Genomic DNA, 24,351 nt, shown 5'->3' on the forward strand with positions numbered 1-24,351 from the left:
GGTCAGTCCGTCCGCTTCGCAATCGGCTCTGCTCCCGTTTTCGTGGTTGATAGCTGGGCCAGTACGTACATGCCTGCCGGCAGGAATCTCACACCAGATACGATGGTACATCGCATTCTCTGTGTGGACCCGGACGAGGACGTCTGCGAGGAGACGGTCGACAAGATCCAGTCGGAGTTGGCGGACCAGGACCTCCGCTTCGAAACGGCTGGGTCGCTGGCCGACGCGGAGGCCGAGCTCTCAACGGACACCGCAGCGGTTATCACCGAGTACGAACTCCCCGACGGCACCGGCTTTGACCTCATCGGGGCGGCAGAGACGGCCTGTCCAGACGCCGGATGTATTCTCTATACCGATACTGACCCGGACACCATCGATACCACGGAGCTTCGCGGCTCGATTACGGAGTACGTCGGCAAGGATTCGATTTTCGGGACGGAACGCCTCTCGCAACTGCTGGGAACGACCATCGAAACGCGGGCTCAGGCGACCTACCCGGTGCCACAGAACGAGACCGAGCGGCTGGCGGCGCTTCGGTCCTATGACCTCGACAACCCGGACCTGCTGGCATCGCTGGACCGAATCACCGACCTCGCGGCCGACCACTTCGATGTCGATCGGGCCTCGATAAACATCATCAACGAACACAGCCAGGACTTCCTGGCCTGTTACGGCGACGCACAGGACTGGGAATCGATGGACCGCGAGGACTCTATCTGTACGTTTACCATTCTCGAAGATGACGACGTGATGACCGTCGAGGACGTCACGGAGGACCCTCGCTTCGAGACCCGGAGTGAGACGCTTCTGGACATGGGTATCCGGGCGTACATGGGTGCAAACCTCATCACGTCGACCGGGCTGGTCATCGGGCCGCTGTGCGTGTACGACGACGACCCGCGGGAGTTCTCGGCGGCCGACGAGGCGTACCTCCGTGACCTCGCCGACGTCGCGATGGATCTCATCGAACTCCACTCGCGGCTGGACGGCGTTGCGGGTGACACGGGGGGAGCGCAATGACTGCAGAGACTGATGGCGGGTACGAGTTCGCCGACGGTATCCCGATCAATCCGATCGACCAGGGGACGATCGTCCTCGTCGCTGGGCCGGCCCTTAGCCGTGCAGAGGGCGTCGCACGAACGCTCGTTGCTGACGGAAGTGACGCCGGAGAGGGGATGCTGTACATTTCGACGAACATGACCGCCGAAAAGCTGTTGAACGCCTGTCAACAGACCCGGCCATCATTTGACGACACCAGGATGGGGGTCATCGACTGTAGCGGGCAAGACGCCGCACAGTCAGCGCTTGGCGAACGTGTGAAGTACGTCTCGACACAGAGTGACCTGACCGGAATCGGAATGAAGTTCTCGGCACTGTACGAGGGGCTGTACGGCACCGTCGAAAACGGGCGTGTCCGGACTGGGCTGATAAGCCTCTCGTCGCTATCGATGTACGTCGATCTGCGGGCGCTGTTTCAGTTTGCACAGACCGTCTCTGGTCGCATTGATAGTGCCGGCGGCCTCGGGGTGCTCGCTATTGATCCGACGACCCACGACACGAAGGCAGTTAATACGTTAAGCCAGGTCGCTGACGGGCGCATCGAGGTCAGGGAGTCCGAGAACGGTACGGGCGATGGCGAACTCCGGGTCCGTGGCCTGCCAGACCAGCCCAGCGGCTGGCAGCCGTTCACTCTCTCAGAATAGTAACGGGGGCTCAATCGCCTCGGTTCGGCGTCCCGCTGAACCGTGCGACCTCGTTTCGCAGGGCGTCCCGCTTCAACAGCCCGAACCCGACGAGAATACAGGTGAATCCGACACCCGTGTAAACCGTCGGCGTCTCGCCGAGGAACAGCAGTCCGGTGGCGGCAGCGACGACAGGCGCGGCATAGGAGACGAGGTTGATCTCGATCGGCCCGAGTCGCTCTAGCAGGTCGAAGTAAATGAGGAAGCCGAGCGCGCTGGCGACGACAACCAGATACAGCAGAGCCAGCACGGCTTCAGCAGTCCACTGAACGTCGGCCATCGATTCGGCGGCCCCGAAGCTGATACCGTGCATGAGTACCGCACCGAGCAGCATCGACCACGCCTCCATCGTTTCTATCTCTAGGTTGTCGTCGAACCGACGGGTCAGCACGCTCCCGAGGGCGAAGGACGTGGCCGCGAGGAACACCAGAACCAGCGAGACGGTTCGGGGGTCGAGCAGGTTCCCCGGGTCGGGGTTGCTGAGGACGCCGACACCGACGAACCCGACGAGCAGACCGACGATCCCCAGCGTCGTGAGACGCTCGTCCGGGAGGAACGCACGCGCGAATCCAGTCGTGAGAATCGGCGAGAGGCTCACGACGATAGCGGCGGCGGCACTGGTGGTTCCCTGCTCGCCGACGAACAGGAAGATGTGGTACGCGGCGATCATGAGTGTGCCACTGATACCCACAACGATCCAGTCGGTTCGACCCTTCGGGACCCACTGGTCGGTAGCGTACACCGCGTAGCCGAGCATCAACAGCCCAGCGAGATCGTACCGGAACGCCGCAAACAGGATCGGCGGGAAGTACTCCAGCCCAGCTTTGATCGCGGTGAAGGCGCTGCCCCAGGCGACTGCGAGCGCGACGAAGAGGATGGCGTTGCGGAACCGCATCGTCCGCTCAGTCGGCCGCCTCGTCGTTGGCCGCTTCATCGTCGCCCGGTTCGTACGTCTCCGCGATAGCGTCGAGTGCCTCGTGGTGTTCCGTCGTGTGCGGCGCAGTCAGTGGCGAGACGCTGACCTTTCCGTCGACGACGGCGCGGCGGTCGGTCCCCTCGGGGTCGGGGATCTCGCCGTCGGCCATGTGCTCCCAGATGCGGTCGTGGAGTGTCACGGCGTCACCATCCTGCACGGCGTCCATTTCGTAGAGGTGAGACGGCCGTGTGACCGTCATCTGTGCGTCACCCCACTCGGCGACGGGGGCGTTGACGTTCAGGTAGTCACACTGCTCGAACACGCCGGCGTCGACGGCGTGGTCGGCGAGGTAGGTCGTCGCCTTCGCTGCCTCGCGATAGCTGTCGCCGTTGGCCTCGATGTCGGCGAAGGCGGCGTCCTCACGGACCGGGATGTACATCGAGACAGCCATCGCCGGCACGTCGAAGAAGGTGGCTTCGACGGCGGCGCTGACGGTCCCCGACCGGCCCAGAACGTACGCGCCGAGGTTCGCCCCGCGGTTACAGCCCGCGACGACGAGGTCGGTGTCGGTGACGAGCGCTTCCAGCCCCGCCACGACGCAGTCCGAAGGGGTCCCTTCGACAGCGTAGCCGAGTTCGTGCTCGTGGACGGTCACTTCGTGTGAAATAGCCCGACCGACCGCGCTCTGGTCCTCTGCCGGGGCGACCGCAGTCACGTCGCCGACTGTCGAGAGACCGTCGTACACCGCCCGGAGGCCGGCGCTCTCGATGCCGTCGTCGTTCGTCAGCAGAATCGTCGGCTCGTCCATACACTTTGTCGGGCCGTCCCTGAGAAAAGCCCACCGCTAGCGCGCTCGATCGACGACCGTCTCGCCGTCGACGACCACGTTGTACGCCTCCTCGTCGTCGTTCCACAGGACCAGCGCGTTCTCGAAGGACAGCAGGTCGCCATAGTCGGCTTTCCGGAGGTCCTCGTTCAGTATCGACGCCTCGGTGAGGACGGCGAAGTGGTCGACTTGCTGGCTGCCGTCCCCCAGCAGATACAGCGGATTTGCACCCTCCCGTTCGGCGAGGTCGTGGCTGAGCTTGACCCCGAGGAAGTTCACCCGGTCGGTGACGTAGTTCTCGGCGTCGGCCATCGGCGCGTGGATGCCCCGGTCCGGCGTCACGTCGTGCTTTCGCTTCCCGTCCGTCCGCAGGACGCTGTAGGCGAACTGTACGTCCGTGTTGACGAACTCGCCCGTGCCGCCGGCGGGGTCGTCGAGGCGCTGCTGCATCGTCGGTACCTCGATGTCCGGTTTGCGGTCGAACGACCACGACTCGCTGTCGGGGGATTGGTGGGGCCAGAGCCGCACTGTCGGCCCGTACACCGTCGCCGGACCGCCGTCGGCCACCTCGCGCTCGACGGTTCGGAGCTGTATGGCTGTGTTCCGGTCAGCCGGAGCCAACGCCAGCAACGTTCCGTCGTCGGCAAGCGCCTCGACGTACCGGTAGAGGGTCGCCGCCGCGTCGTCGAGTTCGCTGAGGACGTTGCCGAAGATGATGAGGTCGTATCCCTCGGGGTCGGTGTCGCTGCCACCGCTGTCGCCACCACCAGCCCCACCGCTGTCGTTGCCGGCCCCACCCCCGCTGTCATCGCCGACAAGCGGTGACGACGGGTCGAATTCCTCGGCGAGCGACCGGTGAATTTCCCAGCGGACGTTCTGGCCGCTGTCTTCCAGTAAGCCCTCCAGCACGTCCGCAGCGGCGCTCGGCTCGACGGCGTGGTAGTCCAGCAGGGCATCGTCCGGGAGCAGGTCGCGCAGGGCGAGCGCCGGGCCGCCGACGCCGGCCCCAACGTCCAGCACTCGAAGCTGTGACGGGAGCAGGCCGTCAGCGGCGAGGTCCGCGAGGACGTACTTCGCCACGGCGTAGTAGTCCGGCAGGTGGTAGACGGCGTAGCCGAGCGCGCTCAGTTCGTCGTATTCGACGGCCTGGCCCTGCAGGTACCGCTCCTTGATGTCGCGGATGCGCTCCCTGAGTTCGTCACCGCTGTCGCCGCTGTGCCACTCCAGCCCGCCCCACTCTGTCAACAGGTCGATAACTTCCTGTTCGTAGCTGTCGGGGAACCGCTTGACGCCGTCGAAGTTCACCGACAGTCGCCCCTCAGGTGCCGGAACGAAGGTCCCGTCGTCCTGTTCGACGATGCCCAGATCGAACGCTTCCTCCCGGAGCACCTGCTTGACGACGGCGGGGTGGGGCTGGCCCTCGACGTATTCGTGTAGCTCCTCTGGGTCCAGCGGCCGGACGTTCCGGAGGTACTGGGCGTTGTCGCGTATCTGCTGGCGTGTGTCCTGGTTCATGAGAGTTGCTCGTAGAGCCGTTCGAACGTCTCTGCGTCGGCGTCGGCGAGTTCCCTGGCGGCGTCGGCAACCGCGTCCGCGCCGTCGAACGTACGTTGAATATCGGAATACACCCGCGGGTCGCCACCGGTGACCTGCTCGACGAGATCGAACAGGCCGGCCGAAATCGGCGTCTGAAACCGGTCGGGCACGTCGGCGGCGGCCATCGCGAACGCGAGTACGGCGGCGTGGGCGCTGGCCTGGACCGTTTCCATGGCCTCGTCGTGTTCTGCCACCGTCGTCTCGAAGCAGTTGTTCCCGGCTGCGGCGAGTGCGTCGACGACAGTATCGGCGTCGGGACCCGACGCGTCGGCGACGACGGCGATGTTCCCGGGCGCGTTCTCGGGGGCAAACAGCGGGTGGAGGCTGAGCCGCTGACCATCGGGCATGGCATCCCGCATTGCCGCGACGGGGCCAGCCATGCTCCCCGTCACGTCGACGATTGCATCCGTGGCATGCGGTGCGAACTCGTCGATAGCCGCCTCGGCGACGGGCATCGGCACCGCAATACAGACAACGTCGAAAGTCTCGGCCGCGTCGCTGGCGACAGCGCGCCCGCTGACCGAGTCGGCAGCGGCTTCAGCGGCCGACTGGTCGAGGTCGGTGAAGGCAACGGTCGCGTCGGCGTGGGTCCGGACCGTATGTGCGAACCACTGGCCCATCGCGCCGGCGCCAACGACGAGGACGTTCATCGGCCCAGCGTAGCCCGTCCCGTCTCAAAAGCCGTTCGGTCACACTCCTCCTCACCGCGACACCGCAGGTGACGATGGACGGGTAGACAGCCGTCGAACAGCCCGCTGTGGTCCGGTTTCCCCCTCCTAAACGCTTATCTGTCGGCCCTGAGAGAACGGTGACATGAAGCGCGTTCGATTCCGTGATACCGCGGGGAACGTCCGGGGGGGCCGCTGGACTGTCGAGGACGGCGAGCCAGTCGTCACCGCCGCTGCCGGGCCGTACGGCCGTATCGCCTTTGGCGACGAGTCTTACGACCCCGACGAGGTAGATATCCTCCCGCCCTGCGAGCCGACGAAAGTCGTCTGCATCGGGCGCAACTACGCCGACCACGCCGAGGAGATGGACTCGGACGTCCCGGACCGGCCGATGCTGTTTCTCAAAGCCCCGAACGCCGTCGCGTCCCACGGCAAACACCTCACGATGCCCTCGGGGAAGGAACGCATCGACTACGAGGCCGAACTCGGTGTCGTCATCGGCGAGCAGTGCCGGAACGTCAGCGAATCGGGCGCGATGGACGTGGTCGCGGGCTACACCTGCGTCAATGACATCTCAAATCGCGACGACCAGCGGCGAGAACAGAACTGGGTCCGCGGGAAGGCCTTCGACAACGCCTGCCCGATCGGCCCGCTCGTGGCCACACCGGAGCACGTCCCGGAGGACGCCAGCATCGAACTCCGACTGAACGGCGAGACGAAGCAGTCCTCCTCCCGCGAGCACCTCATCTTCTCAGTCCCCGAACTGATCGCGGAGATAACCTCGTACATGACGCTGGAACCCGGCGATGTCATCGCTACGGGGACGCCCGAAGGGGTCGGCCCGATGGAAGACGGCGACGAGGTCGAAGTCGAAATCGAAGGTATCGGGACGCTCAAACACAGCGTCAAGATTCCATAGGCGGCTAGCCGGTCAGTTCGGACACTATTCCACGACGATCGCTACTCGACAACGATTGCGCCTCTCATCCCGAGACTTTTGTGTGGCATACACGAGTACAGGTAGGTCCCGGTCTCCTCGAAGGTGTGTTCGTAGGTGCTCCCTTCTTCGGTGACGAGTTCCGAGTCGAGCGGGCCATCGCCTTTTGAGACGATATTGTGTGGCCCGCCCTCGCCGGTCCACTCCCAGCGGACGGTCGTCTCGGTCGAGATTTTCAGTGCAGGTGGGTCGAAGGCAAACTGCCCACCGTTGCCTTCCGCACCGGCGGTAACAGTTGCGGTGTCAGTGTCGGTGCGGTCGACAATGGTGCCCTCGAAGTTACTCGCCGCTGCGAGCCACTCGTCGACTTTTGTATTGCCCGAGGACGGTGGCTCTTTCACGATAATCGCACCTTTCATGCCGCCGTCACGATTGGGTTCGGAGACGTAGCGATACTCGCCGGTTTCCTCGAAGAAGTAGTGGTACTTTGTTCCGGGCTGCGCGTTTGTCCGGCCGCTGTCGAAAGGTCCATCGAGTGCGACCACGTTCTGCTGGCCGCCGTGGCCGGTCCAGTCCCACCGGACGAGTGTCATCGGCGGAACTTCGATGACAGGCGGGTCGAACGCCAGTCCGCTGTCCGTCTCCTGACCAACCCAGACCGTTGGCCGGGACTGGGGGCCGAACCTGCGGGGTTCGCCGTCGTAGCCGTTGGCATCATCAAGCCAGTCGTCAAGCGACTCGGGCGTCGATTCAGGTGTTTCGGTTGGTGTCGCAGTTTCGGTTGGCGTCGCGGTTTCGGTTCCGGTTTCGGCCGCTGGTTCTGAACTACTTCCCGAGGACACGCACCCAGCGGTAACGGCAAGCGCTGTCAACCCTGTGCCTGCGAGAAACTGTCTGCGAGTGGAGGGCCGTTGCATAGCAAGCTAGTTATTGATACTCGATGATAGAAAAGCGGGTGTGCCCTTTCCAGATTCTGGAAACAAACAGTCGCCCTTTATCTGAGGGTGTTTTATAATCCCGACACTGGCCGGGTGCTGCTACCGGGGTACCGCAAGACACCGGGGTCGCAGTATCCCACAGGTTTCACGTCGCTGCCCCGTCATATCGAAACCGAACCGCCCGCAGAACTACCTCCACACGTCCCCTGAAGGGTCCGCCGTGGCACACAACGACGCGAGCAAGACACAGGCGCTGTTCGACGCCCTCGCCGACCCTGACTGTCGCGACATACTCAGGGTGCTTGACGAGCCGCTGCCAGCCAAGGAGGTCGCCTCGGTCTGTGACCTCCCCCAGACAAGCACCTACCGGAAGCTCGAACAGTTGAGCGAGGCCGAGCTGGTCGCCGAGGAGACAGAAGTACGCCCCGACGGCCATCACGCGACGGCGTACGTCCGGGACTGTGATGGCGTGTTCGTTGGCATCGATGCCGACGGCGCGTTCGAAGTTAACGTTCTGCCGGCCGAGGAGCGGCCGAGCGACCGGCTCGCACTCCTGTGGTCACGCGTCAGTGAGGAACTATGAACGGAGAGATTCCACTCATCGTCATCGGATTCAAGACTGTGACAGTGTTGCTTGGCGGGCTCATTACTTACTTTGCCGCTCGCGCAGCGTTGAGAACGAGAGCGACCGGACTCACGTATCTCGCCGTCGGATTCGCGACGATTACTGTCGGGTCACTCCTCGCCGGTGTCGCGGACCAACTGTTCGGCATATCGACCCACGTCGCACTTATCTTCGAGAACGCGCTCACCGCTGTCGGCTTCGTGGTCATTGCATATTCGCTGTACGTTACCAGTCGCTCCGCGCTGGTCACTCGATAAAAAATCCGCCCGGCGGCTATCCGTTATTCGACGACGACTGCGCCGACCATTCCGAGCGACTTGTGTGGGACACAGTTGTAGAGGTAGGTCCCGGATTCTTCAAACGTGTACTCGTAGGTGTTCCCTTCCTCTGAAACAGCCGAACCCGAGTCAAGCGGGCCGTCACCGTCGGACTTGACGTTGTGGCCGCCACCTTCACCGGTCCACTCCCAGACGACCGTTGTTCCGGTCGAGACGTTAATCGCTGGCGGGTCGAAAGCGAACGCGCCGCCGTTGCCTTCGGCCCCAACAGAGACGGAGACCTCGTCTTGGTCGGTCATCACGATCATGGAGCCATCGAAGTTCGACGACTCGCCGACGTAGTCCGCGACCTCGTCCGGCGCTTCGACGGTCTCCATCCCACCGCTGCTCTCGGTGTCCATTGCCTCGGCTTCAGTGGTTTCCATCTCCTCGGCTTCGGTGGCCTCCGTTTCCTCGCTGCCACCATCGCCGCCACTACCGCCATCGCCGCCGGACCCGCCACAGCCAGCGAGGAGTCCAGCGCCTGATACGGCTGCCGTCGTGCGGATGAACGTCCGTCTATCGAGGTCGTCTGTCATGCATTTAAAGTTATGACTGTGCACGTATAAGCGAGTCGTTTCTGTCGTTCATCAAGAAACAATAATTGAGGTTTTGATCGCCCCGCCGTCCCGGGATACCAACACAGTTCGGACAGGGATTGATGCTGATACAGGCCCGTACTGGAACTAATGGGAGTGTCCGTCTACCGATGACTGTCTGGCTTCGCGGTGACCACCTCGTCCGACGGTCCGGACCCGTCGCTCAACGACCCGACGAGCCGGTGCTTCTGATCGAATCGGAGTCGTTCGCTCGCAAGCTACCGTACCACCCACACAAGCTGGTTCTGCTGTTCAGCGCGATGCGGCATTTCCGCGACGAACTCCGAGACGACGGCCGGACGGTCCACTACCAGCAGACTGAGACCTTCGAGGACGGACTCGCGGTACACTTCGAGGCCAACCCTGACGACACGCTCGTAACGCATCGGCCACAGACTGAGTCCGCACGGGCACGCCTCGAATCGCTGGTCGCCGATGCCGGCGGAACTGTCGAGTTTGTCGACGACGAACGCTTCCTCTGCTCACCGTCCCAGTTCGACGAGTGGCGTGGCGACGGCCGCTACCGCCACGAGGACTTCTACCGGTTCATGCGTCGGGAGACGGGCTACTTGATGGCTGACGGCGACCCCGTCGGCGGCGAGTGGAACTACGACGACCAGAACCGCGAGACCCCACCCGACGAGTGGACGCCACCGGAGCCACCGCAGTTTGAGCCGGATGCCGTGACCGAGGACGTTATCGAGTGGGTCGATTCGACGTTCGAGGGAAGCTACGACGAGCGGCCGTACGGCGGCGACTGGGCCGACCCCGAACCGTTCCGCTGGCCCGTCACTCGACGGCAAGCCGTCCGTGCGCTGGACCACTTCGTTACGGACCGGCTGACGGAGTTCGGGCCGTATCAGGACGCGATGCTGGACGACGAGTGGGCGATGAGCCACAGCCTGCTTTCCACGTCGCTGAATCTGGGACTCCTCGGCCCTGCGGAGGTCATCGAGCGCGCTATCGCCGCCTACGAGGACGGTGACGCGCCGCTGAACAGCGTCGAGGGGTTCGTCCGGCAGGTGCTCGGCTGGCGTGAGTTCCTCCGGCACGTCTACCGGCAGGAGATGCCCAGTCTGGCCGAGGCGAACCAGCTCGGCGCGAGCGAGGCCCTGCCGGACTTCTACTGGGACGGCGACACCGACATGGCGTGTCTCTCCGACGTGGTCGACGGAGTCCGGGAACGGGGGTATTCACACCACATCGAGCGGCTGATGATTCTCGCCAACTTCGGGCTCATCTACGGTGTCGAGCCGTCGCAGCTGAACCGCTGGTTCCACGCCGGCTACGTCGATGCTTTCCACTGGGTGACGACGCCGAACGTCGTCGAGATGGGGCTGTACGGCGCGGGCGTGTTCGCCACCAAACCCTACGCCTCCTCTGCGAACTACGTGGACAAGATGAGCGACTACTGTTCGGGCTGTCCGTACTACAAGACGAAGACCACCGGCGACGGGGCATGCCCGTTTAACGCGCTGTACTGGGACTTCCTCGACCGCAACGAGGAGACGCTCCGGTCGAACCACCGGATGGGGCTGATGTACAGCCACGTCGATAACAAAGACGACGAAGAACTCGCGGAGATACGCGAGCGGGCCGAGGAGATTCGGAAGATGGCGGAGGCCGGCGAACTCTGAGAGCTACTGTGCCGTAATCCTTGGAACTCGGCTACTCGTCTCCGTCCACGCCGTCAGCCGCCTGCCGCTGTTGCATCTCATGACGGGTGAACTGCGGCGAGGACAGTGCCGGCCCGCGGCGTCGGCGGAACGACCACGCAAGAATTCCGATCACGGCCGTGCTCCCGCCCAAGGCGAGGGCGGCAGGCTGGAGTCCGTTCACGGTGTAGAGGTAGGCGCTCACCGGCACACCGGCGCTGGCGACGATACCGAGCAGGAGCCGCTTGGCGAGCACCCGGCTCAGTCCGTCGGAGTCTTCGAGGACGGTCTTGACGAGTAACTCTTCGCGCTCGACCCTGTCGAGTGCGTCCTCTAACCTCGGCGCTGTCCGCACTGCTGACCGGGTCGAGCCAGTCACCGTCTCTTGGATTTCCGTCTTGATCTGCTCTCGAACGTCGTCCCCAGCGCCCTGCTCCATGACGTACTCCGAGATGATCTCGATGAAGTCGAACTCGGGGTCGAGCGTCCGACAGACGCCTTCGAGCACCGTCGTCACGCGAACCACCAGTGCCAGATCTTGTGGCAGTCGCATCGGGAACTCGTACAGTTGCGCCTCGAACTGACCGACCAGTTGCTCGATGCGGTACTCGCTGATGTCCTCGCCGCGGAACTGTTCGATGACGATGTCGAACGCCTCCCGCATCACATCGCGGTCAGCCATCGGGTCCAGCGCCCCCATCTCGACGAAGGCGTCCATCACCCGATCTACGTCGTCCGTCGCCAGTCCGACGTAGAAATCCAGTAGCTGGTCCTGGGTCCGGGGACCGAGGTAGCCGGTCATTCCGAAGTCATAGAACACGAGCGTCCCGTCGGGCTGGACCGCCAGATTGCCGGGATGGGGGTCGGCGTGGAAGAGGCCGTCCTCGACGATCATCTGGATGTACACCTCTTCGAGACGGCGGACGAGCGCCGGTCGGTCGATACCCAGTTCGTCCAGTCGCTCCACGTCGTCGATTTTCACGCCGTCGAGGTACGTCATCGTCAGCACGCGGTCCGTCGAGTGGCTCCCGACGACGTCAGGGATGGCGATGTCGTCGTCGTTTGCGAAGTTGTCGCCGATTTCCCTGAGCATCCGCGCCTCGTGGCCGTAGTCCATCTCCCGGCGGACCGTCGCTGCGAACTCCTCAGTGAGGTTTTCGAGCGTGAACGCCTGCCCCGGGTCCGCGCCGTAGGTGAGCACCGGCAGCAGCGTCGACAGGACGCGCAGGTCTGACTCGACGCGCGTTCTGATGTTTGGTCTGAGGACCTTCACGGCGACCCGCTGTCCGTCGAGCCGCGCTTCGTACACCTGCCCGAGCGAGGCCCCGGAGATGGCCGTCGTGTCGAACTCCTCGAACATGGCGTCGATGTCATCGCCCAGTTCCCGTTCGATGACAGGCTCGATGGTCGCCCACGCGTCCGGTGGGACGTTGTCCTGTAGCTCCGAGAGCACGTCGACGTACGCCCGCGGCAGGGCGTCGGGGCGGGTCGACAGCATCTGCCCGAGTTTGATGAACGCGGGACCGAGGTCGACGAACGTATTCTTCAGGTAGCGGGCGCGCCGCGTCTGCGTCTCGGGAGCCACTGACCGGGACCGACCGAACAGGAGGAACCGCTTGCGGTCCCGGCCCCACTGCCAGAGCAGCGGGACGAACTGCCAGACGATGACGAGCGCCCGCCACAGCGCCCGGAGCCGAACGCCGACGCCGCCCGGCTGTGACACTGTCTCTCCCGTCGGCTCGTCGGCGACACGCTCCTCAGCAGTCACTGTTCGCATGTCAGGCCCGGCGACAAATGAGTCTGCTGGAGACGGGCCCCGCTCAGCGACGGAGGAAGCCGAACAGGCGGTACTCCGAGTCCGGTTTGTATCGACGGAACGCGAGGCTGTTGGCGAGCACCGACACGGACGACGCGGCCATCGCTGCGGCGGCGAGCACCGGCTGGAGCAGGCCCAGCGAGGCCAGCGGAATCATCACCGTGTTGTATCCGAGCGCCCAGAAGAGGTTCTGCTTGATCTTCTGGAGCGTGGCCTCGGATATCCGGATTGCCTTCACCACGTCGGCGGGATCGTCCCGGAGCAGGGTCACGTCCCCGGCTTCGATCGCCACGTCGGTCCCAGAGCCGATGGCACAGCCGACGCTCGCGGCTGCGAGTGCCGGCGCGTCGTTGACGCCGTCACCGACCATCATCGCCTGGTCGCCGTCGCTCTGGAGGTCGTCGACCGCGTCGGCCTTGTCTTCCGGCAGTACATCGGCCATCACGTTGTCGGGGTCGATGCCGACTTCCTCGGCGACGGCGCGGGCGGTCCGCTCGTTGTCGCCGGTGATGAGCCAGACGCCGAGTCCGCGCTCGCGCAGCCCGTTGACGGCGGTCTTCGCGGACTCCTTGACCGTGTCCGCGTCGGCGACGATACCGATGAGCCGGTAGTCCGGGTCGCTGTCGCTCTCGGTGCCGTCACCGTCCGCATCCTCGGCCAGCGCGACCAGCATCGCCGTCTTGCCCTCGCGTTCGAGCGTGTCCATCCGGTCCTCTGCCGGCGCGGTGTCGACGCCGGCCTCGGACAGCAGTTTCCGGTTACCGACGAGGACGCGACCGTGGCGCGTCGTCGCCCTCACGCCCTGTCCGGGAACGTTCTCGAATTTCTCGGGGTCTTCGACCTCGATACCGCGGTCGCGTGCGCCGTCGACGATGGCCTCAGCCAGTGGGTGCTCGCTGGCGTGTTCGGCGCTGGCGGCGACTTCGAGGACGAACGCCTCAGTCCGTTCGCGCTCGGGCTTGAGCGCCCCGCCGTCCGTCGCGGGACCGACGACTTCGACATCCGTGAGTTCCATCTCGCCTTTTGTCAGCGTCCCCGTCTTGTCGAAGACGACAGTGTCGACCTCGTGAACGCGTTCGAGCACGTCCCCACCTTTGAACAGGACGCCGTTGCGCGCGCCGATTGCCGTCCCGACCATCGTCGCGGCGGGCGTCGCCAGCCCGAGTGCGCAGGGACAGGCAATCAGGACAGCGGACGCGAACACGACGATAGCGAACTCGCTTACGCCGACGCCAGCCGGGCCGCCTGCGGCCAGTCCCCACAGCGGGAGCGCGTCGACGACGGCCGCCAGCGTCTCCGGCGCGACCGCCCACAGTACCCCCCAGAGGACGGCGTTGCCGATGACAGCCGGGACGAAGTACGCCGAGATGCGGTCGGCGACGTTCTGGATGTCCGGCTGGCGCGACTGGGCCTGCCGGACCCGCTCTGCTATCTGCTGGATAGCCGTCTCCGAGCCGACCTTCGTCGCCTCGACTTCGAGGACGCCGTTCTGGTTCACTGTCGAACCGATGACCTCGTCGCCCTCGCCTTTCTCGACTGGGACGGACTCGCCGGTCACCATCGACTCGTCGACGGCTGAGTCGCCGTCGACGACCACGCCGTCCGTCGGAATTTTCTCTCCGGGCCGGACCTTCAGCCGGTCGCCGACCCCGACCTCGTCGATAGGGATTGCCTCCTCGCTGCCGTCCTCGCGGACGACCGTCGCCGTGTCTGCCTCCATTTCGAGGAGTTGCTGGATGGCGGCCCCGGCCTGGCTCTTCGAGCGGGCTTCGAGGTAGTTCCCGAGCGTGATGAACACGAGGATCAGCGCGGCCGTGTCGAAGTACAGCCCAGTGCTCGCGATCAGTCCAGACAGCGCGGCCACCGAGTAGACGTACGCTGTCGAGGAGCCCAGTGCGATGAGCACGTCCATGTTGGCCCGCCCGTTGTTGACCAGCGCCTTGTAGGAGTTCTCGTAGAACGGCTTGCCCAGCAGCATCTGGACCGGTGTCGCGAGCGCGAAGGCGACCCAGCCCTGTGGCACTCCTAAAACCGTCTCGTCAATGAGGCCGAGCGAGAACAGGTGGTCCGCCATGAACAGCAAGAGCGGGGCCGACAGTACCGCTCCGAACAGCGTGAGCCGGAGCTGCCTGCGCGTCTCCTCGTTGCGCGCGGCGGCACGGCGGTCAGCGCCGGACTGCTCACCACCGTCGCCGTCCCCGCCGTCTACACTCCCGCTGTCCTCTCTAACGGGTGTGTAGCCAGCGGACTCGATAGCGTCATAGAGGTCCGTACGCGACACGTCGGCCGGATTGTACGTGACCTGGGCCTCGTCGGTGGCGTAGTTCACGCTGGCGTCGATGACGCCCGCGGTCCCTTCCAGCGACTCCTCGTTAGCTTCCGCGCAGTTCGCACACGACATGTCGGTGATGCCGATAGTCACCGTCTCCGTCGCGACGCCGTAGCCGGCGTCCTGTACGGCGGCGACGATATCGGCCAGTGACACCACGTCAGGGTCGTACTCGACGCTCCCCTCGTCGGTGGCGTAGTTCGCGTCGACGGACGCAATCCCGTCCAACTCGCCCACCGACTCCTCGATGGTGCCCGCGCAGTTGGCACAGCTCATTCCCGTCAGTTCGAGTCGGGTGGTCCGGTTGCTCATCTTGTCTTACTGTACGCCCCCCATATTCATGCGGTTTGTCCCTTTGATTCAAAGGTGAAGGCCGGGCACTAGATTGGCATTCAAAATATTGAATCCAGTAACCAAACGATCCAAAGTGACTATCGCAGTTTAGACCCCGTCCTTCAGCGATTCGTACTGGTCGACGAACCGCTCGGCACAGGAGCCACAGCAGAAGTAGTATCGCTCCCCGTCGAGCGTGCGCTGTTCACCCTCCTCGTCGACGGAGTTCCCACACTCCGCGCAGTCGGGCGCGAACTCTGCCCCACCCAGTCCGACGGCCCATTCGCTGTCCGCGATCATCCGGACATCGTAGCGATCCACGTCTCCGAGGTCGACGTGGTCGGCGAGGAGTTCGCTCGCGTCGGACTGGGGGACGGTCGCGACCAGCACGACTCGGCCACCGGCGGTCCGATAGACCCGCTCGATGGCGTCGGCGTCGCTGACAGACGCAGCGATCTCGGCGGCCTGACCCGGTTTCGCATCTACTTCGATCAGAACGGGCACGCCGGCCTGCAACAGTGAACGGTCGACATCGACGGTAAACCCCTGTATCAGTCCCATTTCGACGAGCCGGTCGACGCGGTCCGAGACTGCTGGCGCCGAGAGGTCTACTCGCTCGGCGATATCACTGTAGGGCCGCCTGGCGTCTTCGAGCAGCAGTCGGAGGATTTCGTGGTCCGTGTCGTCGAGTCCGGGCATATCGGACCAACTTTGAGCACCGATTTATGTGTTGTGTCCGCCCGTGTCTGTGACGATAACCAGTATCGAGTCACTCGCAGGACGGTACTGAGCGCTGAACAGCCAGAGAGTGCAACGAGTGTTGCTGCTGTGAGGACGCTCCGTCTGGAGGGCATCACCCGGTACTGTTCAGCCGTTCTGGAAAAGCCTTCTATCGTCAGGTTAGCCGAACCGCTCGTCTCAGACACCCACCTGCGCCGCGATGGATGAGACTATGGTTTCCCACAGCGAGAAGCCCATCGTCACGCTCAGAGCGAAGTCCGCGGCGAAAAACAGGAACAGCCCTGCGCCGACGAAGTGCGCTTTCCGCAGGTCAAACCGGTGGGCGAAACGGTGGAAAAACAGCGCGTTGGCAAGGCTCACTGGAATGATAGCGAGCATCTCGCCGGTCCAGATAGCGCTGGCGTGGGCGCTGTACTGGGCGGCGAGCGTGATCGTAATGAGCTGGGTCTTGTCGCCGAACTCCCCGAAAGTCATCATCGCGAAGATGGGCAGAAAGCCACCGAGCTTGTTTGGCACTTGCCAGTCGACGACGGGAACGCGAACGTCTAGCTGTCCGCCGTCAGTGGTGAAACCGGACGCGGGTTCCTGTTGTTTGGCGTCGGCTGCTGGGGCGCTGCGGAGCAGTAGTATCGCGAACAGCAGGAACATCCCGGCGGTGAGGCTTTCGAGGACGATACCGGGCAGTAGCGATGTGATTGCGGAGCCAAACCAGACCTCCAGCACTGTCCAGCCGGCGAAAGCACTGCCTGCGGCGCTGACGACGAGGAACGGATTGAACCGCGTCGACAGGCCGGCGATGATGAACTGGACTTTCTCGCCTGGGAGGACCGCCAGCTGTGCACCGGCCGCTATCGCGACTACTGTCAGCCACGTCGCGTCGCTCACGCCTGGCTCACTCCGTCTTCACTCTGCGTATCCGGTGCGCGGACCTGAATCGCATCGGCGATGTGGTCCGGGAGCGACACTGACGACCCGCTCTCTAGCTGGACCGTCACCATCCCGATCGGAGCGACTTCCTCGACGGTCAACACGGTCCCCGGTGTGATGCCGGCGTCGGAGAGATACGTGAGTTCGTCGGGATCACGGTCCCGGACCCGAGCAACTTCGACTCGTCCTCCTTCGTTGTGTTCTGACAGCGCTGTCGCGGACTCGTCGTCGATCGGGTCGAGCGAGTCGCTTGGAATCGGGTCCCCGTGGGGGTCGAACTCCGGTTCGTCGAGGACGGCCGCGACTCGGCGCTCGAACTCCTCGCTGATGTGGTGTTCGAGTACCTCCGCTTCCTCGTGGACCTCGGCCCAGTCGTACCCCAGCTGCTCGGTGAGAAACGTCTCGAGCAGGCGGTGGTGGCGGATAATCTCCAGCGCCACTGTCTCACCTTCTGGGGTGGTCCGCACGCCTTTGTACTTCTCGCGTTCGATCAGCCCGCGGTCGGCCAGTTTCTCGACCATACTGGTGACCGTCGGCGCGGTAACGTCCAGCATCTCGGCGATAGTAGACGGTGCAATCGGCGGGTCGCCGTCCCGCTCGAGGCGATAGATAGCCTTCAGATAATCCTCCATCTTGGCACTCAGCATACACCAAATTAGACAAGTCTAACCCAAAAGATTGGCGATTGCAACAACTTTGTGCTCACCGGCCGTATTCGGCCGGCCGCCGTCACTCGTCAGCGGCGTACGTTTCGCGACGGTTCCGGGTCAGGAGCCACAGGAACAGATAGCCGATGGCACCCAGAACGAACAGCGTTGCGGGGATGAGAAACGGCCCGAACGTCCGAACGAGCGTCTCGATCCCCGGCAAACCGATCATACCACGAGTAGGGATGTCACCCTGATAAACCTCAAGGATATGCGGAGACAGCTACCGACACGCTCGTTCGGGAATCTCGCGAATTATCGCGCGAAACCGGTGAAGCGGCCGGGAGCCGGTGTGGCCCGCTCAGATGAGGTCCTGATCTTCGAGCGAGGCCATGACGTCGTCGACGAACTCGTCGACGTTGTCGTATGGAAACTCCCCGTTGAGCTTCGTGTTCAGTTCCATCGCCGTCATCGAGAAGTCGCCGGACTCGAACTTCGTCGACGGGCCGCCCGGGAGTGCCGGAACAAGGTCCATCGGGCTGGAGATCGGGTAGTCTGCTTCCTCGAACGCATCGACGAACTGTGAGCGGAGGTCTTCTCTATCAACCATGGTCGGACGTTGTGCGAGTGTTATGATAAAAGGTTCGACATCGGTACACTTTCCCATTGTTTGGAGTTTATTCGGGGCCTGTGACGTTCTGGACCCTCGTGGCACTGTTCCGGTGTATGAGCGACCCACGCCGACATTCGATGGGACTGGCCCGGAGTACTCACCGGCCTCGACTTTCGTCGTCCGTATCACGCCGAGCAAGCCGTTCGGCAGTCTCACGGTCCGTCTCGACGCGCTGGTCGTGTTCGCTTCGGACCAGCGCGTACAGGGCCAGCGGCGCGGCCAGCGCGAGCAGCAGGACCACGACGAACAGCCCGGCCATGGCAGGCATCGTTAGCCGAGGAAGATATCTGCTAGGTCACTGCCTGCAGACCCGGTGTCACGGTATAGCTCCGAGTAGCCACAGTTCGTACACGTGACGACCTGAAACTGGTTCGTCTGGATGTCGAACATCTTCGAGAGGCCGCCGCCGGTGGTCGAGATGTTACCCACGTCGGTACCGGTGTGGCCGCACTTCGGACAGCCGCGGTCGCCGTCTTGCGGTGAAGTGTTGGAGGGCATTACACACAACTGTTCTCTCCCCAGCCTAACAAATCTGGTGCCACTGTGACACGTAGTCGGCTCCATACCAGTGGTCGCAGCCAGTTACTAGTATCTATCACTTGCTACAGTCGTCGAAAACGAGGCGGGCGAACGTAATGGTGCACTATGCCAGTTCCCACCCGCCTCAACGGAGGGAAACGGCCACGTTATTTGTTTGTTATGAATCCGTCTAAACTTGTGTTGCCTCAGTCGTCGGCGGGGATGGGCTCGCCGTGGGACACGTCGTCCCCGAGCAAGTCCATGAACTGCGCGAGCCACTCGGGATGGTCGGGCCAGGCCTGGCCGGTGACGAGGTTGCCGTCGGTGACCACTTCGTCGACCCACGAACAGCCGGCAGCCTCGCACTCGGCGCGACAGGCCGGGTACGACGTCATCTTGTAGCCGTCCAGTACGTCGGCGGCGGCAAGAATCTGCGGGCCGTGACACAGTGCCGCGACTGGTTTGTCCTCCTCGAAGAAGTGCCGTACCGCGTCCAGCACCTCGTCGTACGTCCGGAGATACTCGGGGGCGCGACCGCCGGGGACGACGAGTGCGTCGTAGTCGCTGGGGGTCACGTCGGCCATCGTCGCGTTCAGGACGAAGTCGTGGCCGCGGGACTCCATGTAGGTCTGATCGCCGCGGAAGTCGTGTATCGCTGTCTTGATCGTCTCCTCGGCCTCTCTGTCGGGACACACCGCGTCGACCTCGTGGCCGACCATCTGCAGCGCCTGGAACGGCACCATTATCTCGTAGTCTTCGCCGAAATCGCCGACGATCATGAGGATGTCTTTGCCCATTGGAAACACCACTGATAGCTACGGTCGCCGTCGAAATAAAGTCGCAGGTGAATTACCAGTTTCGTGTCACACGTCCAGCGACGCAAGCACTTCGTCGATGTCCGCCAGTGAATCGATGACGTAGTCTGGCGTCACGGCGCTCCGTTCCAGCGACCGGTCGTTGGACACGCCGGTCCGGACAAGGACGGTTGTCATGCCGTTCCGCTCACCCATTGCGATATCCGTCTCCAACCGGTCCCCGACGATGAGACAATCCGCCGGCGCACAGTCCAGTCGCTCTAGCGCCGCCTGAACAGCAATCTCTGACGGCTTCCCGAGAATCCGATCCGGGTCCCGCTCGATGACGCCGGCGACGGCGTTGATTATCGCCCCGGAACCGGGGACCGGGTCGCCGTCTTCACCGGGGAACGTCCGGTCCGGGTCGGTTCCGAGAAAGACGGTATCGTCGTCGATAGCCCGGAGCGCGTCGACCATGTCGTGGTAGTGGAAGTCATCCGTCCAGGAGGCCAGTAACACGTCAGTCTCGGCAGGGTCCTCGACCAGCCGTGCCTCTGTCTCCGTGACCATACTGCGGAGCGGTTCACTCCCGATGACGAACACGCCGTCACCCGCATGGGACCCGTTGAGATACTCACGGGTGACGACACCGGAGGAACAGGCCTCGCCCTCGCGGGCGTCGATACCCATTCCCCGCAACCGTTCGATGTACTCGCTCCCGTCGTGGATTGGGTTGTTCGAAAAAAAGCAGACTCCCAGGCCGCGCTCCCTGAACACACCAATTGCCGACGCCGCCCCCGGCAACAGCGTGTCTCCGTGGTACACCGTTCCATCCAAGTCGATAATGGTCCCCGCGACTGTCATTACCACTACTCGGAACCCGCCAGTGAAAAGTCCGTCTCAGTCGTGTAGTTCCACGCCTGTCACTTCAAAGCACGCCCCGCCGCTGTCGCTCTCGGTCAGTGATACTTCCCAGCCGTGGGCCTCAGCGACCTGTTCGACGATAGCCAGGCCGAACCCGGTTCCGTCCTTCGTCGAAGAGTACCCCATCTCGAACACGTCCTCGGCGTCGCCCTCGACACCTTCGCCGTTGTCTGCGATGTAGAAGCCGTCGTTGGACTCCAGCAGTCCGATCTCGATTTCGACGTCGCCGTCGTTGTGTTCGATGGCGTTCCGGAACAGGTTCGCCAGCAGGTCCTGCACGCGCCCGCTGTCAGCGGCGAGTTCCGTGCTCGACTCGACCGACATGGATGCCTGTTCGGCCTCGATCCAGGTCCACGCGGTCGACGCTAGCGTCGATAGCTCCGTCTCCTGTGGATCGCTGACCGTTTGGCCTTGCCGCGCCAACGTGAGTACGTCCTCGATGATACAGCCCATCCGGTCCAGCGATCGGTCGATCTTGGCGACCAGTTCGGCCTCCTCGCTATCGTCTGGCTCCGTGAGCAGGTCGACCGCGCCCTGAGCGACGTTCAGCGGGTTCCGCAGGTCGTGGCTGACGACGCTGGCGAACTCTTCGAGCCGCTCGTTCTGGCGTTCCAGTTCCCGCTGACGCTCGACGCGTTCAGTGATGTCGCGTGAGACCAACTGGAAGGTATCCGACTTGCGATGGCTGTCGACGGGGATATACTGGTTGTGATAATGTCGTCCCCCGACGGCGTCCTCGGAGCGTGTCGCGGTCCCGTTTTCGACCGCGCTCTTTCCGGCTTCGAGACGCTGGTTGGCCGCCTCGCTGTCCATCACTTCGCTCAATTGCTGTCCGACGAGCGCGTCGGCGTCGGCACCCAGTCTGCGTGCCATCGAGGGGTTCACTGAGAGGATAGTCCCGTCAGTCGTCAGGTGAACGATACCGTCCGGCGAGTCCGACACAAGCGATTCGAACTTCTTGCGGGTTCGCTCCTGTGAAACGACGTTCTCGATCCGGTTTGCAAGCCGACCGTACTGCTTGTCTTCGACGACTTCGAGCTTCAGGAGGTAGTCGGCGACCCCCGCCGCAATAGCCGCGCTTGCCGTCTCTTCGTCCCCCCGCCCAGTCAGCAGAATGAACGGGATAGAGGGGTTTGTCTCCCTGATCGCCTCAAGGAGCTCCAGCCCGTCCATTTCGGGCATTTCGTAGTCACTGACGACGCAGTCGAACCCGCCCCCGTCGAGCCGTTCCAGCGCTTCCGCAGCGCTGTTCGCAGCAACGGACTCGATGCCGTGTTGTTGGGTGAGCGTGTCAGCGGTCATCTCCGCGAAAAAATCGCTGTCGTCAACAACAAGCGTTCGTATATTAGTTTCAGATGTCATATCGGCGGCAGGGTCCTTATCCCCCCAACGGTCTGTCCGTACTTATATTTCAAGGGAGCCAGATTGCCCGCTGGTCCCGGCTATGGCGGCACCGGTGGGGCAATCGAAACTCGAAGCCCAGGACTGTGATGGACTAACGGCTCTGCCTCGCGAGCAGATATGTCAACCAGTGAGAGGACAGATCCGGTCACGGTAGCGTCAACGCGGTCGAGTCGCCACGGGTCGTGACCGACGCTGCCGACGAGGTGCGTCCCGAAACGACCGGTCGTGAAGTATCGCTGTCGGTCGACGAGGAAGGAGGCCAGCGAGTCCGGTGGAATCGCCACTGGCTCACCGTCAACGGTGTACCGACATTCGAACAGTCGTCGCTCCCCAGCGTCGAGGACCCGGCGACGGTCAGCCGTTGAGAGCATCTGCGGGACGGCATCTCCCACTGTGATACGAAACAGTTCGGAGACCGCTGTCGCTGTCCGTCTGTCGTCAGCGAACAGCCCAAGCACACAGACCCCGCGCTGGCCGCCTGGGCCGTGGACATAGGTTCGAACTGTGAGCAACTCCGACGGTCCGGCGACCTCGATACCGAACGTTTCGACACGGTCAACGGTCGCCGCGACGGCTGACACCCAGGCGTCGTTGTCGGCCGTCTCGACGGTGAGCCAGTCGGGGACTGTCGCCTGCACCGCTGCCTCGGAGACCGGCCAGTGACAGAAGCATACGTCGTCGAGCGTGACCTGCAGCGGGCGGAGGGCGACCACATCCTCACTGAGGCCGACACGCTAATCAGTGTACTGGGCAACCCCGTCAAGCCGGTGAAGCCGTCCGGCAGTCACCGGCATCTCGGCGCAGTAGTGAACGAGCGGGTCCCCGTCGGGCCTGTCGAACCCCGACGCGGCGAACAGGCCGTTCGTCCGAATATCTGCCTGCCCGCGCTGAAGCGGCCACGGCTCGTGGTCGATGTCGGCGTAGTACACCGTCTCGTCGTCGCTCGCGGCGTAGAAGCGGTACCGCTCCACCAGGAACGACTCCACCGAGCCCGGTTCGGGTGTCGACGGCGGCTCAGTCGGCTCATAGGTGGCGTGGAAATCCGCCGGGGGCGCACGCGAACTGGTCCGGCGACTCCGGAATTCGACGCTGTCGCCGTCGGTCCGGACCTGCATCGACGCTTGGTAGTAGGACAACTGGAACAGCCGCCGGGCCAGCGTCACGCTGAGACGGTCGTCGGCGTCGAGGTTGTAGAAGTACACCCCCGGCGTCCCGTCAGCGACCACGTAGGTCCGGAGATTGAGCTCGCCGAAGGACCGCCCGATCGGACTGCCTCGCGGTCTGATGTCCGCCATCTGGAACGGAACCACACTGAGCCACGCCTGCCCGTCGTACGTGTCGACATCGAGCCCGTCCGGCAGCGTCGATTGGACACTGTCGGGCTCGACCGGCCAGTGCATGAACCCCACATCCCGCCACGTCATCGTCAACAGGTCCATACCTGTCTGTTAGGACCAGACGGGTTTCTGCCTGTCGTGGGGCGCGATGACAGACAACAATGAGTGCTGTCTGGCCGTGTCGGCACTAAAACTTTCACCGTCCCACTCCCAGCATCGCGTATGAAGTTCGAGGTAATCCAGGGCGACATCGCTTCACAGTCAGCGGACGCACTGGTCAACGCGGCGAACACGAGCCTGCGGATGGGCTCCGGCGTCGCAGGGGCACTCAAGCGTGCGGCCGGGTCAGGACTGGACGACGAGGCCATCGCGAAGGGACCGGTCGACCTCGGCAGTGTCGCCACGACCGACGCGTACGACCTCGACGCCGAGTACGTCATCCATGCCGCTGCGATGCCGCCGGGCGGCCAGTCGACCGCTGAAAGCATCCGCGACGCGACCCAGAACACACTGGCGGAAGCGGACGCATTGAACTGCGAGTCGATAGTTCTCCCGGCCATCGGTTGTGGAATCGCCGGGTTCGACTTCGAGGGGGGCATCAGAATTATCTGCACGGTCATCGACGAATATCAGCCCGAATCCTTGACAGACGTGCGACTCATCGCCTACTCCGACGACGACTTCGCGGAAATGGAACGGGTCGCGGCCGACATTCTCGACTGACTATCCGCTACAGCAAGTGTATGCGTCCGGCACGCCACTCCCAGGCGAGTTCCAGTGCGATCCAACAGACGAGCCATACCGTGGCGAAACTGAACACCAGCCACGTCGATCCGAGGTAAGCCGTGGTTCCAGCGACGGACTGAAACCACGGATACGCCTGCACACCGACGACAAGCGTCGCGACGAGCCCCAGTATTCCGGTCACGTAATGCTCGACTGTGTTCCTTATTGAGCAGACACAGGCGTCACTGCCAGTAGTCTCCTCGAGTGTCTCGCTGCCCGGTCCCCGAGCGTTGGTCATTGTTACCTTTCCTCAAGATATAGCTTGATTTTACTGTGGCTTAACAATTTCGGCGGAATAGACC

28 protein-coding genes are annotated in these 24,351 nt (G+C 63.5%); 7 read left to right on the forward strand and 21 right to left on the reverse strand.

Going from position 1 to position 24,351, the window contains the following annotated elements; all coding sequences use genetic code 11:
* Positions 1-102: 102 nt before the first annotated feature.
* Positions 103-1,020: a GAF domain-containing protein gene (locus ACYJ11_RS12440; RefSeq protein WP_461647996.1), complete on the forward strand. Its 918-nt coding sequence runs from the start codon at positions 103-105 to the stop codon at positions 1,018-1,020.
* Positions 1,017-1,703 (forward strand): DUF7504 family protein, encoded by a 687-nt coding sequence (locus ACYJ11_RS12445; RefSeq protein ID WP_461647997.1) that lies wholly within the window; start codon positions 1,017-1,019, stop codon positions 1,701-1,703. Before ACYJ11_RS12440 ends, ACYJ11_RS12445 begins: the two co-directional genes overlap by 4 nt.
* Before the next feature lie 10 nt (positions 1,704-1,713).
* Here the strand turns inward: ACYJ11_RS12445 and ACYJ11_RS12450 are convergent, their stop codons facing one another.
* Genes ACYJ11_RS12450 through ACYJ11_RS12465 form a run of 4 tightly spaced genes read right to left on the reverse strand, consistent with a single transcriptional unit; the run spans position 1,714 to position 5,730 of the window.
* On the reverse strand, positions 1,714-2,637 hold the full coding sequence (locus ACYJ11_RS12450) for a DMT family transporter (protein ID WP_461648439.1): 924 nt from the start codon (positions 2,635-2,637) through the stop codon (positions 1,714-1,716).
* A 7-nt stretch (positions 2,638-2,644) separates the two neighbouring features.
* Entirely contained in the window at positions 2,645-3,466 is an 822-nt protein-coding gene (surE, locus tag ACYJ11_RS12455; protein WP_461647998.1) for a 5'/3'-nucleotidase SurE, read from the reverse strand.
* A gap of 36 nt (positions 3,467-3,502) precedes the next feature.
* Positions 3,503-4,999 (reverse strand): small ribosomal subunit Rsm22 family protein, encoded by a 1,497-nt coding sequence (locus tag ACYJ11_RS12460; protein ID WP_461647999.1) that lies wholly within the window; start codon positions 4,997-4,999, stop codon positions 3,503-3,505.
* On the reverse strand, positions 4,996-5,730 hold the full coding sequence (locus ACYJ11_RS12465) for a prephenate dehydrogenase/arogenate dehydrogenase family protein (protein WP_461648000.1): 735 nt from the start codon (positions 5,728-5,730) through the stop codon (positions 4,996-4,998). The genes ACYJ11_RS12460 and ACYJ11_RS12465 overlap by 4 nt, the downstream gene beginning before the upstream one ends.
* A gap of 163 nt (positions 5,731-5,893) precedes the next feature.
* On the opposite strand from ACYJ11_RS12465, the gene ACYJ11_RS12470 reads away from it, so the two are divergent.
* Positions 5,894-6,667 carry a fumarylacetoacetate hydrolase family protein gene (locus ACYJ11_RS12470; protein WP_004593185.1) on the forward strand — a complete coding sequence of 258 codons (774 nt, stop codon included), beginning with the start codon at positions 5,894-5,896 and terminating at the stop codon, positions 6,665-6,667.
* 41 nt (positions 6,668-6,708) lie between these two features.
* Here the strand turns inward: ACYJ11_RS12470 and ACYJ11_RS12475 are convergent, their stop codons facing one another.
* On the reverse strand, positions 6,709-7,527 hold the full coding sequence (locus ACYJ11_RS12475; RefSeq protein WP_461648001.1) for a halocyanin domain-containing protein: 819 nt from the start codon (positions 7,525-7,527) through the stop codon (positions 6,709-6,711).
* A gap of 316 nt (positions 7,528-7,843) precedes the next feature.
* Between ACYJ11_RS12475 and ACYJ11_RS12480 the strand changes: the two genes are divergently transcribed.
* Positions 7,844-8,206 (forward strand): winged helix-turn-helix domain-containing protein, encoded by a 363-nt coding sequence (locus ACYJ11_RS12480; RefSeq protein ID WP_461648002.1) that lies wholly within the window; start codon positions 7,844-7,846, stop codon positions 8,204-8,206.
* Positions 8,203-8,505 (forward strand): DUF7521 family protein, encoded by a 303-nt coding sequence (locus ACYJ11_RS12485; RefSeq protein WP_421641536.1) that lies wholly within the window; start codon positions 8,203-8,205, stop codon positions 8,503-8,505. Before ACYJ11_RS12480 ends, ACYJ11_RS12485 begins: the two co-directional genes overlap by 4 nt.
* Before the next feature lie 23 nt (positions 8,506-8,528).
* On the opposite strand, the gene ACYJ11_RS12490 is transcribed toward ACYJ11_RS12485, so the two are convergent.
* Positions 8,529-9,104 (reverse strand): halocyanin domain-containing protein, encoded by a 576-nt coding sequence (locus ACYJ11_RS12490; RefSeq protein ID WP_461648003.1) that lies wholly within the window; start codon positions 9,102-9,104, stop codon positions 8,529-8,531.
* A 170-nt stretch (positions 9,105-9,274) separates the two neighbouring features.
* On the opposite strand from ACYJ11_RS12490, the gene ACYJ11_RS12495 reads away from it, so the two are divergent.
* The gene (locus tag ACYJ11_RS12495; RefSeq protein ID WP_461648004.1) at positions 9,275-10,801 is read left to right on the forward strand and encodes a cryptochrome/photolyase family protein; all 1,527 of its coding nucleotides are present in this window, start codon (positions 9,275-9,277) and stop codon (positions 10,799-10,801) included.
* Positions 10,802-10,832: 31 nt separating this feature from the next.
* Here the strand turns inward: ACYJ11_RS12495 and ACYJ11_RS12500 are convergent, their stop codons facing one another.
* The 14 genes from ACYJ11_RS12500 to ACYJ11_RS12565 form a co-directional block, all read right to left on the reverse strand.
* Entirely contained in the window at positions 10,833-12,587 is a 1,755-nt protein-coding gene (locus tag ACYJ11_RS12500) for an ABC1 kinase family protein (RefSeq protein ID WP_461648005.1), read from the reverse strand.
* Positions 12,588-12,639: 52 nt separating this feature from the next.
* Positions 12,640-15,276 (reverse strand): heavy metal translocating P-type ATPase, encoded by a 2,637-nt coding sequence (locus ACYJ11_RS12505; RefSeq protein WP_461648006.1) that lies wholly within the window; start codon positions 15,274-15,276, stop codon positions 12,640-12,642.
* 129 nt (positions 15,277-15,405) lie between these two features.
* On the reverse strand, positions 15,406-15,996 hold the full coding sequence (locus ACYJ11_RS12510) for a winged helix-turn-helix transcriptional regulator (protein ID WP_461648007.1): 591 nt from the start codon (positions 15,994-15,996) through the stop codon (positions 15,406-15,408).
* Positions 15,997-16,215: 219 nt separating this feature from the next.
* Positions 16,216-16,923, reverse strand: a complete 708-nt coding sequence (locus ACYJ11_RS12515) for a TMEM165/GDT1 family protein (RefSeq protein WP_188976462.1) — start codon at positions 16,921-16,923, stop codon at positions 16,216-16,218.
* Positions 16,920-17,612 carry a metal-dependent transcriptional regulator gene (locus ACYJ11_RS12520; RefSeq protein ID WP_461648008.1) on the reverse strand — a complete coding sequence of 231 codons (693 nt, stop codon included), beginning with the start codon at positions 17,610-17,612 and terminating at the stop codon, positions 16,920-16,922. Before ACYJ11_RS12520 ends, ACYJ11_RS12515 begins: the two co-directional genes overlap by 4 nt.
* A gap of 82 nt (positions 17,613-17,694) precedes the next feature.
* Complete coding sequence (locus tag ACYJ11_RS12525; protein WP_005535049.1) at positions 17,695-17,844, reverse strand: hypothetical protein; 150 nt, start codon at positions 17,842-17,844, stop codon at positions 17,695-17,697.
* Positions 17,845-17,973: 129 nt separating this feature from the next.
* Entirely contained in the window at positions 17,974-18,222 is a 249-nt protein-coding gene (locus tag ACYJ11_RS12530; RefSeq protein ID WP_005535048.1) for an MTH865 family protein, read from the reverse strand.
* 160 nt (positions 18,223-18,382) lie between these two features.
* Positions 18,383-18,544, reverse strand: coding sequence for a hypothetical protein (locus ACYJ11_RS12535; RefSeq protein ID WP_461648009.1), 162 nt, complete (start codon positions 18,542-18,544; stop codon positions 18,383-18,385).
* An 11-nt stretch (positions 18,545-18,555) separates the two neighbouring features.
* Positions 18,556-18,783: a zinc ribbon domain-containing protein gene (locus ACYJ11_RS12540; RefSeq protein ID WP_461648010.1), complete on the reverse strand. Its 228-nt coding sequence runs from the start codon at positions 18,781-18,783 to the stop codon at positions 18,556-18,558.
* Positions 18,784-19,010: 227 nt separating this feature from the next.
* Positions 19,011-19,601, reverse strand: a complete 591-nt coding sequence (locus tag ACYJ11_RS12545; RefSeq protein ID WP_170097975.1) for a DJ-1/PfpI family protein — start codon at positions 19,599-19,601, stop codon at positions 19,011-19,013.
* Positions 19,602-19,667: 66 nt separating this feature from the next.
* The gene (locus ACYJ11_RS12550; RefSeq protein ID WP_461648011.1) at positions 19,668-20,462 is read right to left on the reverse strand and encodes an HAD-IIA family hydrolase; all 795 of its coding nucleotides are present in this window, start codon (positions 20,460-20,462) and stop codon (positions 19,668-19,670) included.
* A gap of 36 nt (positions 20,463-20,498) precedes the next feature.
* Positions 20,499-21,884, reverse strand: a complete 1,386-nt coding sequence (locus ACYJ11_RS12555; protein WP_461648012.1) for a response regulator — start codon at positions 21,882-21,884, stop codon at positions 20,499-20,501.
* 80 nt (positions 21,885-21,964) lie between these two features.
* Complete coding sequence (locus ACYJ11_RS12560; RefSeq protein WP_461648013.1) at positions 21,965-22,639, reverse strand: DUF2071 domain-containing protein; 675 nt, start codon at positions 22,637-22,639, stop codon at positions 21,965-21,967.
* Between the two features lie 21 nt (positions 22,640-22,660).
* A complete protein-coding gene (locus tag ACYJ11_RS12565; protein ID WP_461648014.1) occupies positions 22,661-23,365 on the reverse strand; it encodes a YqjF family protein in 705 nt (234 codons plus the stop codon).
* 120 nt (positions 23,366-23,485) lie between these two features.
* Between ACYJ11_RS12565 and ACYJ11_RS12570 the strand changes: the two genes are divergently transcribed.
* Positions 23,486-23,986, forward strand: coding sequence for a macro domain-containing protein (locus ACYJ11_RS12570; protein ID WP_461648015.1), 501 nt, complete (start codon positions 23,486-23,488; stop codon positions 23,984-23,986).
* A 7-nt stretch (positions 23,987-23,993) separates the two neighbouring features.
* On the opposite strand, the gene ACYJ11_RS12575 is transcribed toward ACYJ11_RS12570, so the two are convergent.
* Complete coding sequence (locus ACYJ11_RS12575) at positions 23,994-24,287, reverse strand: hypothetical protein (RefSeq protein WP_461648016.1); 294 nt, start codon at positions 24,285-24,287, stop codon at positions 23,994-23,996.
* Positions 24,288-24,351 lie beyond the last annotated feature (64 nt).

The sequence above is a fragment of the Haloarcula sp. H-GB5 genome, assembly GCF_054850705.1.